Source organism: Bacillus sp. CGMCC 1.60114 (assembly GCF_042676365.1).
In the GTDB taxonomy this organism is placed as follows: domain Bacteria; phylum Bacillota; class Bacilli; order Bacillales; family Bacillaceae_G; genus Bacillus_A; species Bacillus_A rhizoplanae_A.
Map to the genome: position 1 here is coordinate 1 of NZ_JBHTHG010000009.1, position 18,530 is coordinate 18,530.

The 18,530-nt window shown below is 36.1% G+C and carries 15 protein-coding genes and 2 pseudogenes; 11 read left to right on the forward strand and 6 right to left on the reverse strand.

From position 1 onward, the window contains the following. Positions 1 to 146 precede the first annotated feature (146 nt). Positions 147 to 2,939, reverse strand: a complete 2,793-nt coding sequence (locus tag ACFQZ1_RS05505) for a dynamin family protein (protein ID WP_377881106.1) — start codon at positions 2,937 to 2,939, stop codon at positions 147 to 149. A gap of 352 nt (positions 2,940 to 3,291) precedes the next feature. Here ACFQZ1_RS05505 and ACFQZ1_RS05510 point away from each other — a divergent pair, with 352 nt between their 5' ends. Then, on the forward strand, positions 3,292 to 3,894 hold the full coding sequence (locus tag ACFQZ1_RS05510; protein ID WP_377881107.1) for a DedA family protein: 603 nt from the start codon (positions 3,292 to 3,294) through the stop codon (positions 3,892 to 3,894). Between the two features lie 25 nt (positions 3,895 to 3,919). On the opposite strand, the gene ACFQZ1_RS05515 is transcribed toward ACFQZ1_RS05510, so the two are convergent. From ACFQZ1_RS05515 to ACFQZ1_RS05525, 3 genes are all read right to left on the reverse strand, one after another. Beyond that, a complete protein-coding gene (locus ACFQZ1_RS05515) occupies positions 3,920 to 4,348 on the reverse strand; it encodes an EamA family transporter (protein WP_377881108.1) in 429 nt (142 codons plus the stop codon). Between the two features lie 71 nt (positions 4,349 to 4,419). Beyond that, on the reverse strand, positions 4,420 to 4,566 hold the full coding sequence (locus ACFQZ1_RS05520) for a BH0509 family protein (RefSeq protein ID WP_028411195.1): 147 nt from the start codon (positions 4,564 to 4,566) through the stop codon (positions 4,420 to 4,422). Between the two features lie 160 nt (positions 4,567 to 4,726). Then, entirely contained in the window at positions 4,727 to 5,143 is a 417-nt protein-coding gene (locus ACFQZ1_RS05525) for a pyridoxamine 5'-phosphate oxidase family protein (RefSeq protein ID WP_377881109.1), read from the reverse strand. Between the two features lie 207 nt (positions 5,144 to 5,350). On the opposite strand from ACFQZ1_RS05525, the pseudogene ACFQZ1_RS05530 reads away from it, so the two are divergent. The 4 genes and pseudogenes from ACFQZ1_RS05530 to ACFQZ1_RS05545 all read left to right on the forward strand — a co-directional run. After that, a pseudogene (locus ACFQZ1_RS05530) lies at positions 5,351 to 5,464 on the forward strand (transposase); the annotation flags it as partial. 39 nt (positions 5,465 to 5,503) lie between these two features. Next, a pseudogene (locus ACFQZ1_RS05535) lies at positions 5,504 to 6,132 on the forward strand (RNA-guided endonuclease InsQ/TnpB family protein). A 233-nt stretch (positions 6,133 to 6,365) separates the two neighbouring features. Next, positions 6,366 to 7,424, forward strand: a complete 1,059-nt coding sequence (gene cax / locus ACFQZ1_RS05540) for a calcium/proton exchanger (protein ID WP_377881110.1) — start codon at positions 6,366 to 6,368, stop codon at positions 7,422 to 7,424. A gap of 165 nt (positions 7,425 to 7,589) precedes the next feature. Next, on the forward strand, positions 7,590 to 8,387 hold the full coding sequence (locus ACFQZ1_RS05545; protein ID WP_377881111.1) for a YfkD famly protein: 798 nt from the start codon (positions 7,590 to 7,592) through the stop codon (positions 8,385 to 8,387). 40 nt (positions 8,388 to 8,427) lie between these two features. On the opposite strand, the gene yfkAB is transcribed toward ACFQZ1_RS05545, so the two are convergent. After that, the gene (yfkAB, locus tag ACFQZ1_RS05550) at positions 8,428 to 9,555 is read right to left on the reverse strand and encodes a radical SAM/CxCxxxxC motif protein YfkAB (protein ID WP_377881112.1); all 1,128 of its coding nucleotides are present in this window, start codon (positions 9,553 to 9,555) and stop codon (positions 8,428 to 8,430) included. Positions 9,556 to 10,090: 535 nt separating this feature from the next. On the opposite strand from yfkAB, the gene ACFQZ1_RS05555 reads away from it, so the two are divergent. The 6 genes from ACFQZ1_RS05555 (at position 10,091) to ACFQZ1_RS05580 (ending at position 16,327) form a co-directional block, all read left to right on the forward strand. After that, positions 10,091 to 10,273, forward strand: a complete 183-nt coding sequence (locus tag ACFQZ1_RS05555; protein ID WP_098310889.1) for an SE1561 family protein — start codon at positions 10,091 to 10,093, stop codon at positions 10,271 to 10,273. Between the two features lie 117 nt (positions 10,274 to 10,390). Further along, positions 10,391 to 11,917, forward strand: a complete 1,527-nt coding sequence (gene fumA, locus ACFQZ1_RS05560; RefSeq protein WP_377881114.1) for a class I fumarate hydratase — start codon at positions 10,391 to 10,393, stop codon at positions 11,915 to 11,917. A gap of 135 nt (positions 11,918 to 12,052) precedes the next feature. After that, positions 12,053 to 12,835 (forward strand): delta-lactam-biosynthetic de-N-acetylase, encoded by a 783-nt coding sequence (pdaA, locus tag ACFQZ1_RS05565; protein WP_377881115.1) that lies wholly within the window; start codon positions 12,053 to 12,055, stop codon positions 12,833 to 12,835. A 58-nt stretch (positions 12,836 to 12,893) separates the two neighbouring features. Then, entirely contained in the window at positions 12,894 to 13,757 is an 864-nt protein-coding gene (locus tag ACFQZ1_RS05570) for a DNA-3-methyladenine glycosylase family protein (protein ID WP_377881116.1), read from the forward strand. Between the two features lie 10 nt (positions 13,758 to 13,767). Next, the gene (gene rlmD / locus ACFQZ1_RS05575) at positions 13,768 to 15,153 is read left to right on the forward strand and encodes a 23S rRNA (uracil(1939)-C(5))-methyltransferase RlmD (protein ID WP_377881117.1); all 1,386 of its coding nucleotides are present in this window, start codon (positions 13,768 to 13,770) and stop codon (positions 15,151 to 15,153) included. A 385-nt stretch (positions 15,154 to 15,538) separates the two neighbouring features. Beyond that, positions 15,539 to 16,327 carry a COG4705 family protein gene (locus ACFQZ1_RS05580; protein WP_377881119.1) on the forward strand — a complete coding sequence of 263 codons (789 nt, stop codon included), beginning with the start codon at positions 15,539 to 15,541 and terminating at the stop codon, positions 16,325 to 16,327. A 206-nt stretch (positions 16,328 to 16,533) separates the two neighbouring features. On the opposite strand, the gene ACFQZ1_RS05585 is transcribed toward ACFQZ1_RS05580, so the two are convergent. Beyond that, complete coding sequence (locus tag ACFQZ1_RS05585; RefSeq protein ID WP_377881120.1) at positions 16,534 to 17,982, reverse strand: L,D-transpeptidase family protein; 1,449 nt, start codon at positions 17,980 to 17,982, stop codon at positions 16,534 to 16,536. Positions 17,983 to 18,530: the final 548 nt, after the last annotated feature.

Below are 18,530 nucleotides of genomic sequence, written 5' to 3' on the forward strand. Positions count from 1 at the left end.
AGGCATTGAGTAATACGAATAGGTGTAAAATAGAGAAAAACAAAAAGAAAAACATAAAAAAGGGGGGAGCGCAAAGCGCTCCCCCCTTTTGTCAACAGCCCCAAATTGGCTGCTTTTTTGTTCTTATTTACTACAATATGAGAAAGTTAAAAGGTGGATAGTTCATCTGTTTCTAAAGTTGAATCTGTATAGGAATTATCCTCACCTGTAGTTAAGATTACTTCATACTGACGTAATCTCAATTCAAAGAGCGTTATAGGGTCATGATAAACCTCAGGATTTGATTTCATTTTATGCAGTGTATCTTGTTTTTCTTGTATTTCTAAATGAGTGTTTTCTACAGCTTGTTTCAACGCGCCAAATGGATTTCTAAAGAACATAGTAATATCACGCTCTAGTGCGTTTTCAAATAGCTCAAACTGCAAGAAAAATTTGTTCATAATAGAAGCTGTTACATCTGTATAATCTTCATTTTCTAAATACTGTTTGTATTTGCTATATAGCATAGCTTTATTTTTAGGAAGAACTCCAAATAATTTACCGGCACTTTTCAGTAAAAATTGTGCTGGTGTAAATCGGCGTAAAATATTTACTTCTTCCATTTGTATTCTAGTTGTCATTCTATCCGTATCTCTGCGCCAATCATCAAGCACTTTAAAGTCACATTCTAACTGTATTCGATTTTCTCCACATAAAGAATTGAGTCCTTCACTGATTTCTTCTAAGTACGATTGACTTTGAAGGAACTCGTTATTAGAAGCTTCAATCCAATTTTTCATAGAGAGGGCAAGATTAGGTAACACAGTTTGTTCGAGATATGTGTGAACTCTTTCGTTCATAGCTGTATTTAGTTCAATATCAATGTGCCCAAAATCGCTTTCTTCACTAATTAAATCAGAACAACTCTGCAATAGTTTCGGAATATGTTCTCTAATATCATTAGTAATTGCGTTTTTCATTGTACGATATGATTCTGTAATTAAATGAATCTTTTCTTTCTCAAAAGCAGTAACGTTATTAATAAAACCATTTAGTCTAACTAACATATCTTCATTCCAATTAATAGAATCCACTAGGTTGTTTTCCATCTCGACGCGTTTATCCAAAAGATATGTAATTGTTTTTCGAATGAAAACTAATAGCTTTTCAGTACGTTCTGCATCGATATTTTTATGGTTAAAGTTAAAATGAATAAACTCAGTGAACTCGGCTAGTTGTTGACTATTTGTATATAACGAAGAATATGGGAAAACTCTAGCATGCGGGAAATATGCGTTTATTCTCGCTTGCGTATCATGTATAACTCTTTTTGCTTCTGCTTCACTGTAAATGTTATCAATTTTATTTAATAAGAAATGAACTTGTAGATTTGGTGTATGTTCTTGAATACTTAATAGAATGTCACGTTCTTTGTCAGTAAAAGGTGAATCAGCATTCAATACGTATAATAATTCGTCTACCGAATGTAGATATTCAAATGTTTCATTTCTGCTATCGTTGTTTCTGTTAAAGCTAGGTGTAACAACGAATGTAAGTTTATTTTTACTTAAAAATCTGCATGGTAATTTAAATTCAACACATGCTCTATCTCTATATGTTTGGCGGTGCATAGACATCATGTTATGGAAATCAGAGAAATTTTCAGTCGTTGTAATTGCTGAATCTGTTATGGCGTTAATTTCTGTATGATCATCATTTTTAAAGATAACTACATTTGAGCTTGAGTTTTCTAATATATTTTCTCCTAGTATTGAGTTAATAAATGAAGATTTTCCGTTTCCTGAAGTCCCAGTTACTAAAAGACGATTTGTTCTTAAATCTGCAAGCTCGCCAACTAACCATCTAAATCGATGGCCTATTTCTAAATCATTTCTTTGTGCCCACTGTGTAATAGATTCAAAAAGATGTAAACTATACTCTAATCCATCTGTATGATTAGTAGAATATGACAGGTTATTTTCTGCATGTTTTACATTTGCTGAATCTATTTGGGAAGGGAAAATTTCATCCCACGCCAATACTGCTGCAGATGGAAATACAGAATGAGACGGATTGGCTACCTTTAACCAATTTGCTAAAAGGTTCGGAATGATATCGTGTAATTGTCTCAGCATGTATTGACCTTGAATTAATTCAAAGTACGTTTCTTCGTAAAGAGAAGAAATTTTGTCCCATATATCGGACGAATGTATTTCGATATGTAAGAAAAATTCATTTATTGTTTTAAGCCATAATAAATAAGTTTGTTCATTTTTATAGCTCTGCCAAAGCGATGAAACAATTTGCGTAAATTGTACTTGGTCTACATTATGTAATGTAGTTAATACTTCGTAAAAATAATCTGGCGAAATAGCTTTAGTAAATCCTTTATCAATATATTCTTTTAGAACTTCAAACCATGGGAAAGATTCTGTTCGAATGAGCTCATTTACAGCAAGCTCTACTGCACTGCCAAAATCTTGCTGTTCTTCATAAAAGGAACGAGCGATTGCTGTAACGTTTGGATAATCGGGATTTAAAGAAACCGCTTCTTTTATAACAGTGAAAGCTGAATCAAGTTTATTTTGTTCGATGTAAAGAGAGAGTAATTCCAGTGATATCTCGGTCATAAGTATTTTGTTATCGGTAGTAATGGATGTATAAACATTTTCAGCAACTGATAATTGGTTAAGTTCGAAGTAAGCATCCGCGATATTTTTTTGTGCCCATGGTGCTAATTCATTATTGACTTTCTCCCATTTAAAAATGGCCGATTCAAAATCTTGATGGTGATAATAAAATTCACCTTGTGCAAAACGAATATAAGATCCATCGGAAAACTCATTTTTTTCTTCGTTTAAATAAGCTTCTCCAAGTACTTGAAGAGGTGGATGTGTTTCATTCTCCATTAAGAATGTTTCATAATATATCTTTTTTATTAATTGTTTTTCTAGTCTCATTTTTTTCCCCCACTATATCTTGTTCCTCTATGTGTCAACACTTTTTTATATTTATACTTTTTATTTTAACAAAGATTTTCTTTTGGAAAATTTCATTTTCCTTTCATTTTTTAAGAAGAATTGAATTCTAATGCGAAAAGTTTCATTTCTTTTTCAATTTCCTTTCAGTTGTGAAACAACATTAGATGTTCCTAATAACTTAATGCGAATATAATATTCTCCATGAAGTTGTAACATTACGTGTAGAGTTCGTTATAAAAACAATGTATATTGAATATGTATGCCATGTTTGCTTCATTGATAGAGAGGGTACAATGTGGAATAACGATAACGTTTAGGATGTGTCGTGCGAATGGAACAACATATTGGTGAATTAATCGCACACTATGGTTATTATGGAATTATTATTGCACTTGCTGGAGGAATCGCTGGATTACCGATACCAGATGAATTTTTACTTACATTTGTCGGATATAATATTTCAAGGGGATATATGTCAGGTACAGAGGCTTTTATGAGCAGTATGGCTGGGTCTATACTTGGGATTACATTAAGTTATATGCTTGGTTTAAAACTAGGACTTCCTGTACTAAAAAAATATGGTTCCAAAGTGGGGATTAAAGAAGCACAAATTGAAAGGACTCATATTTTATTTGGGAAGTATGGCCCTTTTTTACTAATGATTGGCTATTTTTTGCCTGGTGTCAGACAACTCACTGCATATTTTGCAGGAATGTCCAACTTAAAATGGGGTAAGTTTTGCTTATATGCGTATAGCGGTGCTTTGATTTGGGTGAGTGTGTTTATTGGGCTTGGATGGAAATTAGGAGAAAAGTGGAGAGAGGTAGAGTACAATTTACACCGATATGGATTTTGGATTTGTATTATTTCAATTGTCATCGCCTTGCTTGTTTATACATATGTAAGAATACAAAAAGCTAAGAAAAACCGCTAATTTATATTATATAGCGGTTTTTTTGTTAACTAAAAGCAATAAAAAGAACGCCTGTTGTAATAAAGAGAACGCCCATACCAGTCATAAAATTTAACTTTTCACCAAGAATAAGCATAGCTAAGATAATTGAAAAGACCACGCTTAACTTATCAACAGGTGCTACTTGTGAGACTTTTCCTGTTTTTAAGGCGATAAAATAAAAGAGCCAAGAAGAGGCACCAGCTACACCACTAAGTGTGATAAATAATAATGCTTTCTTATTTACTAATACTTCTCCGATATTTTGGAATTTTCCTTGGATGATAATAACGCCGATCATAAATAAGGCCATAATGATTGAACGGATTGTCGTTGCAACATTCGAATCAATTCCTTCTAGTCCTATTTTTCCAAAGATAGATACAAGTGCTGCTGTGATTGCTGATAGTAATGCGAATAATAACCATGAGCTCATATGAATTCCTCCAATCGTATATTATTGTACATAAAAAAGACCATTCCTGTTAGGGAATGGTCTTTTTTTTATTATTCTGCAATCTCTTCATATAAGAAGTACGTCACATTATAAATATGTTCTACCTCGTCATCTGTCATATACATAAGTTCTTCACGCTCAATCCCTTTTTTCTTTTCAATAAACTCAATCATGTTTTTTCGTTCTTCTCTTTTCATCATTTTTTATTTCTCCTCTCATTCTGTTTTAATACAGTTTATTTAAGTTAATGCTATTATATAACAGAATCTTTGGAAAGTTCCATCTTTTTCAAGTTTTTTTAGAAAAGAACTTTTCGACAAAACGAGACCTCATATTTCATGAGATCTCGTTTTTTGGCTATAGACGTAAAAATTCTGGTTGTGTTGTACCAACACTATCAATGTAATAAATTGTTTCAGGGTTAATTTTTATTAAAACGTAATTTGGATCCTCTGGACCAAGTAACCAACGCTTCAAGCTGTTTGTCCAAAATTTATTTTTTAACGTATTATCTTCTTCAATAGAAGCGATTCCTTCTACTTCAATATACTCTTCATCCCAGTTCTTTCCTTCTTTCCCAAGTAGAATATGAACATTTGGATTTTGTTCTATATCTGTTATCTTTTTTGAATTACGATCTGTTGCAGCGTACAAAACGAAATCTTCATGAAAAAATATCATAAAGCAGCTATGTGGTTTGCCATCACGAATTGTTGCCAGTACACCTGTTTTTTTATTTTGGATGATATTTGCTATTTTTTCTTTTATATGCATTTGTTTATGCTCCTTCCTAGTCAACCCTCATATTTTTTTTAGGGGAAATTCCCATAAGATTTCAATTGGTTTTGCTCATTCTTACTTTTTTCTTCAATGCTCTTTTTTAAACATATCTCCAAAAGAATTCCCCTTCCTCAAGGAATGAGAAGGGTAAAGACCGATGGGTAGGGAGGGGATGAATTTTGGTTGGCGTAAGCCAAAGAAATGAAAAAGGAATTTCCTCAAATCAGACAGAATTCGTGTAAAGAATGCTTTTGGTCTCAAAGTTATTGTTTGTCGACTGTAGGTGGTGCACTATTAAAAGTTCTAAACCAATACATCGGAACACAAGGACAAAACCAACGGGGGGTGAAGACAATGTTTTTGAATCAAAAATATGAAATCTTTCCAACAGAAGCGCATAAAGAAGTGTTAGACCGTTGGTACAATATTGTCGTCAAACCTACAATTCTGCCTTACTAGACAAAGAACGGAAATATAAGCAAAACAAAGAAAATTACGATCGTTATGATATGCAAAGACAACTTACATTGGACAAGAATACATACCCTTTTCTAAAAGAAATGCCTTCTCAGCCGCTACAAGAAGTTTTTGCACGTCTGAAAAAAGCATTTGATAATTTCTTTCGTAAAGATGCAAAATATCCAAAACAGAAAAAGTATAAGGACTACAATAGTATGACGTTTCCGCAATTTGGACTCAAACCGAATGGAAAGCATCGTTATGCGATGTCTATTTCTGATGCGGGGTGGGGGATGTTTCGAAACATGCCTGCTTACAAATGTGAAAGTCATGGCGGTGTACTGATCAAAGTAGAACCAAAGTATACTTCATAAGACTGTTCTTTTTGTGGGAATCGTGTGAAGAAGTCTTTCTCTATTCGTACCCATATTTGTACAAAGTGCAAAGCGGTATTGGATAGAGACTATAACGCGAGCCGGAACATCTTACAAAAAGGATTAGAAGAATTGCTTGCCACAAACTAAAGTCTACAAACTGTAGGGCAAGGTTATGTCCGAACGGTATAATCTACACCTGTGTAAGACGTAGTGGGACACCCTGCTATGCAACAGTTTATGAAACAGGAAGCCCCTTCTTCAATCAGACCGTAAGGTGGATAAGAGGGGGTATTCACACGTAATTATCATGAAAATTGGGTAAGTTAGAAGAATAATGATAAAACAAAGGATAATTGATGAAAATTGGAAGGATGAAAAGGATGTTTAATAAAATCTTTTTATTCGTTGTAGTTATCGGTGTGCCGCTTTCTATTCTTGGTAACGTTATGCATTGGCCACAAACAATTATGTTTGCTGTATATTGTATTACGATTATTGCGCTTGCTGGCTTTATGGGGAGAGCGACAGAAAGTTTGGCGATTTTGTCAGGACCGCGTATCGGTGGCTTGTTAAATGCAACATTTGGTAACGCGGTAGAGCTTATTATTTCTATTTTTGCATTGCAAGCCGGGTTAATAGAAGTAGTGCTAGCTTCGTTAACAGGTTCTGTTCTCGGTAACCTATTGTTAGTGGGCGGCCTTTCATTTTTTGTAGGTGGTTTAAAGTATAAACGTCAAAGCTTTAATGTATATGATGCAAGACATAATTCAGCCCTATTAATTTTTGCGGTTGTTGTTGCATTTGTTATTCCAGAAATATTTTCAATGAAAATGAACGTAGGAAAAACATTCCAACTTAGTATTGGCGTTTCAATCATTATGATTATTTTATATTTAGCTGCATTGTATTTTAAACTTGTCACGCATCGAGGAGTATATCAGCCTAAAGAAGAAATAATAGAACAACATGACGAAGAGCCAGAATGGTCAAAAGGAAGGGCGTTGCTTATTTTAGCACTTGCAACAGTAGCGGTTGGCTATGTATCAGAGGCGCTTGTACATACGTTTGAAACAGTTGCAAAGGCATTTGGCTGGAGTGAATTATTTATTGGGGTTATTATTGTGGCCATTGTTGGAAATGCAGCCGAGCATGCATCGGCTATTCTCATGGCCTATAAAAATAAGATTAATATTGCCGTTGAAATTGCAGTTGGATCAACATTACAAATTGCCATGTTTGTTGCGCCTGTACTTGTTATTATTTCTATGTTTTTTGCGGTGGAAATGCCTCTTATATTCACGTTTCCGGAATTAGTGGCAATGATTACAGCTGTATTTTTGACAATTGCTATATCGAATGATGGAGATACGAATTGGTTTGAAGGCCTAACATTACTTGCAGCATATTTCATTATGGGGATCGGTTTTTATTTATTATGAAAATGCCCGCCACTTAGCGTGAAATGAGCGTCTCATATATTACCTGTGACAGATGTTTAAAAAGAGTTGAGTTTTCTTGCCTATTTTTGATAAAAAGTTTGGATAACAATAGAGAGCGGGGAAAAGAATATAACCGTATAGTCCCATTAGGAAGGAGCTTTACGGATGATACGAGTGTACAGTATTTGTGCCACTATTATGTTCTCGTTTATCTTTTTATTTCCCTATAGTATCTTAGCGAAAACAGAGCTGAATGTAAAAATACCACCATCTGTTTTAAACATTTCGAAAGAAAATACGTATCCAAATCCAACACAAGATTTACCGCGTTTACAACCGAGTGAACTAGCAAAAACATTGCTTGAAACATCGCCAATAAAAATTGAGAATCCAGATTTAATTCGAATGTTTAATGAAACTTCCATTTCGAATGCACCGCTTGCAGTTGGATATCGAGCTAAAATTTATTTAGGACAATGGCCTTTAAATTATGAATCAACTGAAACAACAATGAATTGGGAATATCGACAAGTGAATCGGAATTTCCATGATAATCGTGGTGGACAGGGGTTTTATCCGCTTCGCTATAAGCAAGAAGCACAAAAAATGGTGGAAGGTGGACTTACTTCTTACATTAAAGATGCGGAAGATGTGAAGAAGATGATGTTGCTAAAAGCAATGGAAAAAGTACGCTTACCTCTTTCGTTTAAAACAATTGTTGGTTATGGCACCGAGCATGAACGAGTATACAATATTAGTCCGAAACAACTTGGATACTTATCTGCATATACGCCAGCAGTTAATGAAAAAGGAAAAGTAACATTTGGAGAAGTATATCTTGTCTTAAAAGGGAATCAGCGAAAACTTATGATAAAAAATATAACATCACAAGGAATTGGAGCTTCTATACCAATTCAAGATCATATTTCTTTTAAATTTATTACGTCTCCTAATCCAAAATAAAAAACGTCAGCGCATATTGCGCTGGCGTTTTTTATCCCACTTACAGAGTGAGATTTGCTTGTTTAGTTAAAAAGTTCTCTGTTGAATAATAACTATTTTTCACAAGAATATTTGGTCCAAGACATTTTACAGCTGGACAATGACAGCTTAATTCTTTAGCTGTTTGTGAGGAGTTCCACTTGTCATAAGCTTCTTGCAATGTATTTGTTTGGACATTTCCGAGTAATGGAATGTCACCAAAATCTGTAACAATAATATTGCCGTCAAAAATATTTACATTTAAGCGAGAACGACCGTCTGGATCATTGCGTACTGTGACGTTTTTACTTGTATGTAACTTTCTAAATACTTCTAAGTCACGTTCATCACTGCTACATGCATAGAATGGCAAGGTTCCGAATAACATCCATACATTTTCATCGCGAATATCAAGAAGATGTGAAATTGCACTGCGAATTTCATCTTTCGTTAAAATCTCAAGATTGCTAGCAAAATCACTTGGATACATCGGATGTACTTCATGACGTTTGCAGCCCATTTCTTCCACAATTTGACGGTGAATATGTTCAATATGTGGAAGAGTGCGTTTATTTAGCATTGTTTCAGCAGAAACGAGAACACCTGCTTCTGATAATGCTTTACTATTTGAAATCATACGTTCAAATAGTTTGGCACGTTGTTCATATGATGGTTTGCGTTCCATCATGGCAAATCCGCCTTCAACGAAATCATCAATAGTTCCCCAGTTATGAGAAATGTGTAAGACATCTAAGTAAGGAATAATTTGTTCATAACGAGCTAAATCTATAGTTAAGTTAGAGTTAATCTGTGTACGAACGCCTCGTTCATGAGCATATTTTAAGAGTGGTGTTACATAGTTATCAACGGATTTTTTTGAAAGCATTGGTTCGCCGCCTGTAATACTTAAGGCACGTAGATGAGGAACTTCATCTAATCGTTGTAATAACAAATCAAGCGGAAGTGGATTCGGATCTTTTGGCTGTAATGTATAACCAACAGCACAATGTTCACAGCGCATATTGCATAACGTTGTAGTTGTAAACTCAACGTTTGTTAATAATAATTTGCCGTACTCTTCAAGGTCCATATACGCTTCCCATGGATCATAAGAAGGAGTAATCGGCTTCATTTTTTGTGATGTATTCATTATGAAATACTCCTTTGACTATTGAAATAACAATTTGTCCATTCTCTATGATAGAAGAAGATTGCTTTTTAATAAAGTGAAACTTCCATAAGTGGGGAGTTTTTTCATTCCCACTTATGGTTAGCCTTCACCAATCGGGCGCATGCCAGCAGTTTTCCCACGCCTATCTTCTGTAGAAAAGCGGAAGCGGCTCGCCTAGAATCGCAGGACGCCCGCGCCCAAGGCAGAGAGGCGCTTTTTGCCTCGTTCGAGGGGGCGAAACGACCGGAGATTCTAGCCGCTAGAGCTGGACAACGATTCTCTCCATCTTGAGGTAGGGGATTTACTGCCCGTTCATGCGGGATAAACTTGTTTACTCCAATTGGCGAAAAAATTTTATGACCGTGATAATCATTTTTGCTGTATAATAAAATAAAGATTCAACAAGAAAAATGAGTATGAGTCGAAACAATCGAGTTGATAAGTGTGTTATTTTGAACATTTATGTCTAGTAAGAGCTAATTAGGATAACTCGAATAAAAAGGAGAGAGCACCTATGGGAAATGCTACTTATGATAAAGATTCACAATTAGTATATTTGAAAGAACGTTTAAATATGTTTTTAGAAGTTATTGATACAATTGAACCAGAAGATGTAGAACTAGAAGATGTAGATCGTCTTCTTGAAATGTTAGATGATATTGAATTTAAATGCGAGCAATTTAAAAAAGGTGAGTAAGAATCAGCGAATTGCTGATTCTTTTTTGTTAGAAGCAATGTAAAAAAAGATGTATAATCAAACTGTGAAATTTTTTAAAGCGTTTTGGTAGCGTTCACAATTGAGGGGGAAGTAATAATGAAAAAGCTTCAAGAAAGCATGTATCAACTAATTGTTGCAACGTCGACGAATTTACCGAAAGATGTTCGCCGTGTAATTCAACAAGCGAAAGAACGAGAAAATGCAGGAACTCGTTCAGCAATGGCGCTTGGCACAATTACAAATAACATTAAAATGGCAGATGACAATATTTCACCAATTTGCCAAGACACAGGTATGCCAACTTTTAAAGTTTACACACCAGTTGGTGTAAATCAATTACACATTAAAGAAGCGATCTACCAAGCAATTGAACAGGCAACAAAAGACGGGAAGCTTCGTCCAAACTCTGTTGATTCTCTTTTTGGCGATAATAGCGGAAATAACTTAGGACCAGGAACACCTGTAATTAAGTTTGAGCAATGGGAAAAAGATTATATTGATGCACGTCTTATTTTAAAAGGCGGTGGCTGTGAAAATAAAAATATTCAATATAGCTTACCTTGTGAACTAGAAGGATTAGGACGAGCTGGTCGTGATTTAGAAGGAATTCGTAAATGTCTTCTTCATGCGGTATATCAAGCACAAGGACAAGGATGCAGTGCTGGTGTAATTGGTGTTGGTATTGGAGGAGATCGTACGTCTGGTTATGAGCTTGCGAAAAACCAATTATTCCGTACATTAGATGATGAAAATCCAATCCCAGAATTGAAGCAGCTTGAAGAATATATCATGGAAAATGCGAATAAGCTTGGCATTGGAACGATGGGCTTTGGCGGCGAAACGACATTGCTTGGTTGCAAAATTGGCGTGTACAACCGTCTTCCAGCTAGTTTTTATGTTTCTGTTGCGTATAACTGCTGGGCATATCGCCGCTTAGGTGTAACGATTCACCCAGAATCAGGTGAAATTCTTGACTGGTTATATCAAGAAGGTGAAGATACGTTAAAGCAAGAGGAAGCGAAGGAAGATGCAAATACGCAACGTGAAATCGTCCTGCAAGCTCCGATTACAGAAGAGCAAATTCGTGAACTTCGCGTTGGTGACGTTGTAACGATTAACGGTATGATGTACACAGGTCGTGATGCGATTCATAAACATTTAATGGATAACGATTGCCCGGTTGATTTAAACGGACAAGTTATTTATCACTGCGGACCAGTTGTTGTAAAAGATGAAAATGACAATTGGAAAATTAAAGCGGCAGGACCAACAACAAGTATTCGTGAAGAACCTTACCAAGGCGATATTATGAAGAAGTTTGGTATTCGTGCTGTTATTGGTAAAGGTGGTATGGGTGCGAAAACATTGGCGGCATTAAATGAGCATGGCGGCGTATATTTAAATGCAATTGGTGGGGCAGCACAGTACTACGCAGAGTGTATTAAAGAAGTAAAAGATGTTGATTTCTTACAATTTGGTATTCCAGAAGCAATGTGGCATTTACGTATAGAAGGATTCAAAGCAGTTGTAACGATGGATTCTCACGGTAATAGTTTACATGCTGATGTTGATAAAACATCTTTAGAGAAATTAGCAACGTTTAAAGAACCAGTATTTAAATAAAAAGAATGAAGAGCATTTCCAATAATGGAGATGCTCTTTCTTTGTATTGGTATAAATGGAAAAACGTGTTCAGCATGAAACAAATCGCGGTCACAGAAACTACAAGTACGATTCTATATGAAAAGGAGCATATAAATGAAGCGTAATTGGTTATACATCAGTATTATTTTTTCAATTATGATGGTACTTGTTCCAGCTTCTGTGTTTGCTTATGTGAATACACCGAATCATTGGGGAATTCCACGTGCGAAGAATGAAATTCCTCCGGATGCTGGTCAGAAATTTACAGAGCTGCTGCAGAAAAATGGAGGATTTTATTTAGGAGATACAAAGAAAAAAGATATTTATTTAACGTTTGATAATGGGTATGAAAATGGCTTTACAGGAAAAATTCTTGATGTGTTAAAAGAAAAAAAGGTACCAGCAACATTTTTTGTAACAGGACATTATATAAAAAGCCAACAAGATTTAGTAAAAAGAATGGTAAACGAAGGACATATAGTTGGAAACCATTCACAGAGCCATCCGGATTTTACAACAGTAAATGACGCAAAGCTTCGTGAAGAACTGCAAATCGTAACAGATGAAATTAAGAAGGTAACTGGACAAAAAGAAGTACGATATGTAAGACCGCCACGCGGGATTTTTAGTGAGCGTACATTAGCGCTTGCAAAAGAAATGGGCTATTATAATGTATTTTGGTCACTTGCTTTTCTAGATTGGAAAGTAGATCAGCAGAGGGGATGGCAGTATGCCCATAATAACGTAATGAATATGGTTCACCCTGGAGCTATTATTTTATTGCACTCTGTTTCCAAAGATAACACAGAAGCACTAGCGAAAATCATTGATGATTTACGCGAGAAGGGGTATCATTTTAAAAGCTTAGATGATTTAGTAAAAGGCAATCAACCGTAAGCATGTATGCTTGCGGTTTTCTCATGCTATAATGATGTGTAAAAAGGATGGGGAACGTATGTGGAGCGAACAAGTTACGTTAGAATACCCGTATCGTTTTGAAGAAGTGTTAAAGCGATTATCTTTTGATCCATTAAATGTCGTTAATCTAGAAGATAAAACAATTCATGTTCCGCTTAGCGTAGATGGAGAGCAACTTGTTGTACGTATACAAGGAAAGGGAACAATGGAACAGCCACATTTTTGGATCTCTAGTCAAACAGATAAACGAGATAAAGTTATGAAGCGTATTTCTTCTATTTTTCAATGGAGTCAACCTTTCCATGAGATTCAAAATCATTTTACAAACACGTCATTACGTCCACTTTTTGAAACGTTTGCATATACACCCATTATTTTAGAGTTTGATTATTTCGCTTGTCTTCTACGCTGCATTATTCATCAACAAGTTCATTTGAAATTTGCTACAAAGCTTACAGAACAATTTGTAAAAACATACGGAACAGAGAAACACGGTGTTTTCTTTTTTCCAAAACCTGAACAAGTAGCAAATATTACAGTAGAAGAATTGAGAAATCAAAAATTTAGTCAGCGGAAGGCAGAATATATCATTGGACTTGCGAAACATATTATGGACGGTAAGTTAAACTTAGAAGAGTTAGAGGGAAAAACAGACGAAGCGGTTAGAGAACAACTATTGCCGCTGCGAGGTATTGGGGCATGGACCGTACAAAATTTCTTACTGTTCGGGCTTGGACGACAAAATATGTTTCCAAAAGCAGATATCGGAATTCAACGCGCGCTTCAACAGTTATTTCAGTTAGAACAAAAGCCAGATGACGCATTTTTAGAACGAATGAAACAAGAGTGTGAACCATATTGCAGTTATGCATCATTATATTTATGGAAAAGTATAGAGTAGAGGTGTAACAATGATACAAAAACAACATGAGAGTAAGTTGGAAGTTGGTCAAACGTTTCCTGTGACAATTAAACGTCTTGGAATTAACGGAGAGGGCGTAGGTTACTTTAAGAGACAAGTTGTCTTCATTCCAGGAGCATTACCGGGAGAGGAAGTTGTTGCAGAAGCAACGAAAATTCAACGTGGTTTTGCAGAAGCAAAAGTGAAAAAAATTCGCAAGGCGTCACCACATCGTGTGAAGCCACCATGTCCTGTATACGATGAATGTGGCGGTTGTCAGCTGCAACATTTAGATTATCAAGAGCAGTTGAATCAAAAGCGTGATATCGTTGTACAAGCATTTGAGAAGTATATGAACGGAAGTATGGAAGCTATCATTCGTCCAACGCTTGGAATGGAAGATCCATGGCATTATCGCAATAAAAGTCAATTGCAAGTAGGGCGTAAAGACGAAAAAGTCATTACAGGCTTATACAAACAAAACTCACATCAATTAATTGATATTTCTCATTGTATGATTCAGCATAAAGCAACAAACGAAGCAACAAAAGTTGTAAGGCGTATATTAGAAAAACTGAACATTTCTATTTACAATGAGAAAAAACAAAAAGGTCTTGTACGTACAATTGTGACACGTGCTGCGGTTCAAACAGGGGAAGTACAAGTCACATTAATTACAACAAAAGAAGAATTACCAAATAAAGATCAATTTATCGCAGAAGTACAAAAACAGATGCCAACTGTAAAATCGATTATGCAAAATGTGAACTGGCGTAAAACATCTGTTATTTTTGGTGATAAAACATTCCGCTTAGCTGGAAAAGAAATCATTCAAGAAACGCTTGGCGACTTATCATTTGAATTATCTGCACGTGCATTTTTCCAGTTGAATCCTGAACAAACAGTTGTTTTATACAATGAAGCGAAAAAAGCAGCTGCTTTAACAGGAAAAGAAAAAATCGTAGATGCCTATTGCGGCGTTGGCACAATTGGACTTTGGCTTGCAAACGATGCAGCGGAAGTACGCGGAATGGATGTCATTCCAGAAGCGATTGAAGATGCGAAGAAAAATGCGAAGCGTCATGGATTTACAAACACGAAGTACGAAGCTGGAAAAGCGGAACAATGGTTACCAAAATGGGTGAAAGAAGGATGGCGTCCAGATGTCATTGTTGTTGATCCTCCGCGTACAGGTTGTGACGATAAATTACTTGAAACAATTTTAAAAGTAAAACCGAAACAAGTTGTTTACGTTTCTTGTAACCCTTCATCATTAGCACGTGATGTGAAAACATTAATGAAGAGTTATGAAGTGGAATATGTGCAACCAGTTGATATGTTCCCGCATACCGCCCATGTGGAGAATGTTGTGAAGCTTATTAGAAAAGAAAATTAAAGGTGTGGAAGTGAATGATAGGTCTTATCGAAAAATCGATAAGGCCTAATTTTCATTCAGTATTCCTTACGCTGAACCGTACCACAAGTAACAGTAAACTATATTCTTTTTTGAGTAAATGAACTATATTTAATGAATTTCTAATATAATTTTCATTCTCCTCTCATGCAGTGAAGGGTGTTTCCGTGTAACATATTTTTATGTTCTGATGCAGTGGTGGTTGTACAAATGATTATTTCCGCAAATCCGTTTGTTGAACGGCTAACAGACAGGATTATACAAAAAGCCCAACTCAGAAAAAATAATAGACTTTAAAAATAATTTCTTTTGCATCCTACTTGTTTTTTTTGTGAAGGAAAGAATCATTGGAGGGAAAAACGAGCATATGAATAAGTCCTTATCGGCCGCTATGCAAAGCGCAAAGCCGATCTTTACGAAAGTTCCGGAAATTACAGTCTATTTCTGGATTACCAAGTTGCTGACTACTGGAATGGGTGAGGTGTTTTCTGATTACCTAGTCAATCATATGAATCCGATCATTGCAGTTGCTCTTGGGGGAATGGGTTTAGCAGCCTCATTGGCACTGCAATTCTTAGTACGAAGATATGTGCCATGGATCTACTGGCTCGTTATCGTTATGGTCAGTATTTTTGGTACGATGGCTGCTGATGCTGTGCATGTTGTGTTGGGGGTCCCATACCTTGTATCAACCGTGTTTTTTGCAGCGGTACTTGCAGTTACCTTCTTCATCTGGAACTCGTTCGAGAAGACTCTGTCTATCCACAGTATTTACACTACTCGTCGCGAGATTTTTTACTGGTGCACCGTACTGGGTACGTTCGCCCTCGGTACTTCTGCAGGTGACATGACCGCGTCAACGATGCACTTAGGTTACTTTTCCTCTGGGGTGCTGTTTGCCGTCTTACTTGCCATTCCAGCTCTAGGATATTGGTTGTTTGGTCTAAATGAGATAGTAGCTTTCTGGTTCGCCTACATCATGACTCGTCCAGTAGGTGCTTCGTTTTCGGATTGGATCTCGGTGTCTCACAACCGCGGTGGCCTTGGATTGGGTGAAGGTCCGGTCAGTCTTGTCTTAACGATTATTATTGTTGTTCTTGTCGGCTACCTGACGATTAGCAAAAAAGATCGTAAGAATGAGCCCGCCGCAGCGTAGAAGCGACAGAAAGCTCACTCGCCCATAGCTTTTTCTTACTCTAATGTGTATTTGGTTGAGTCTCTAAAATCACTGGTATTGTAAGAAAGAACGATAAAAACAAAGAAGCAGGCAATCACTTAGGATTTCCTGCTTCTTTATGTTTATAAAGAAAATACTGTTTAAGTTTTGGATACATACATTACTTCATGAGGGACTGCTATTTGCTAGTACACGACAACCGGTTCATAAGTACTGAGACTATCATACACGGTTTTCGCAACACTAGGAGGGAGGTTGACACATCCGCCCGAACCTGCCGTTAAATAGGCATTGTTGGCCCAGTTTGTCCGCCATCCGGCATCGTGGAACCCTTGTCCGCTGTTTGTAAACGGAGCCCAGTAATCTACCTTAACAGAATAATCGGGTTTACCTACTGCGCTGCCTCTGAGTGTGTACGGTGATCGTTTATAGAGGATATACCACACACCTGGTGATGTATCTTCATTGGTGCTATGTTTACCCGTCACTACACTCGTTGTGACTGCCAATTTTCCATCTTTGTAAATCCAAATTTGCTGTTCTGCAATTGACACTTCAGCATACGTGTCTCCAATGCCATTATTTGCTGTTGTTTCATAACCGATGCCTTTATTCTCCCAGCCATTTCCATAAATATTAGAAGCGGAAAGAGATTTTTCCCCTTTTTCGAAGGCTTCTTGGATTTGTTTTGCTTCTTTTTCAACATCTATTGCCCAGCCATAGCCTTGTCCTTTTACTGATATGACCGAACCAGAATGGGTTGTAAATGTGAAGTTTTTATTTAATGTTGCTTGAGCTTTATTAATTTCAGTAATCTTGTTCTTAATGTCACTTGGGTCGATTGTAACCTTCATATCCTTTGACATAGAGGCATTTTTAATTAGATCTTTCGCTTTTAAAGAGTAAACTTCATTTTGTACCTTATAATCAATGGTTTGTTGAAGAAGATCCTGTAGCGCTTTCTCCTCTTCTTTTACAATCGAATTGTTTTCTTTGATAGGCTGTATGTATACAGGATTCAAATGGATTTCACTTTTATATTTCTGTTTATCGTAATCCTTCAATAGATTAGCGACATCATACTGTTTTCCGTCAATGCTTTTTGAGATAACAACTTTGCCCTGTTCGAGCTTCGCCATAGCATCTTGAGGCGCTTTTAAATCTTTATTCATAGATAAGAGCTTTTCTTCTACAAGTTTTTTCAGCGTTTCGCTTCGATACTGCTCTGCCTTTTCGGGTATCAGCCAATAATTTTTTTCCTTTGAGGAAGGAAAAAATGTCCACTGGCTTTTTAGTAATTTCTTAACTTTAGGCAAATCTTCATCCGTAAATCCTATTTGTGTATCTTTTTCATCTAAAATTTGTTGTTGGCCGACATAGACTTTGTTTTTTAATACAGATGTTTTTAATTTCTTTATTGCCTGATCAGCAGTCAGACCGCCAACTTTTGTGTCATTAATCGTAACCTGTGAATTGAACCGGGTTGTCTGATAATAACTAATTCCCGCAATTAGGAGTGTAATCATAACGATGACACCCGTTGCGATAAACTTCCAATTTTTAAAACGCTTGACTGATTTTACCTGTTTTTTATCAATTTCTTCAACTGATTCACTTAGTGTGTTGTTGTTCATAAACCATTCCTCCGCATACCTAATATAACCCCGGTATCAACGTCAACCGACTTTTAAACTAGTATTTTTGCATCTTTGCATCCAAAACCATTGATTAGTTTACCCTATTATTCTTAAATTTTCATTATTTTTTATCAAATTTCATAGTAATTAATTGGTCAAAATTGGATTTTTTCAATAGAATGAACGTTTTAGTACCTAAAGTGAACTTTGTAGCCTCGTTAAACGTAAACTAGGGATAGGACAAAGAAGGGAAGAAAAGTGATAAAATGCATACAACAGTCTTACATATAACAGGCTTATTCCGTAACATATAGAGAATGACACATAAAATTGTATAACCCCAGACGATCCTTAGATGATAGCCAACTTCTCTTGAGTCACAATGAATAGCCCCTTACGACCCCCTTGTAAGCCCATCCCAAGCCCCTTGCAAGTAATAAATCATTACAAAAACAAAACAAAAAAACTACTACTACAAGAATCGCTTCGAAGGAAATAAAACCGTAGTAGTAATTTTTTATAAAATAAAACTACCAAATTTCCTT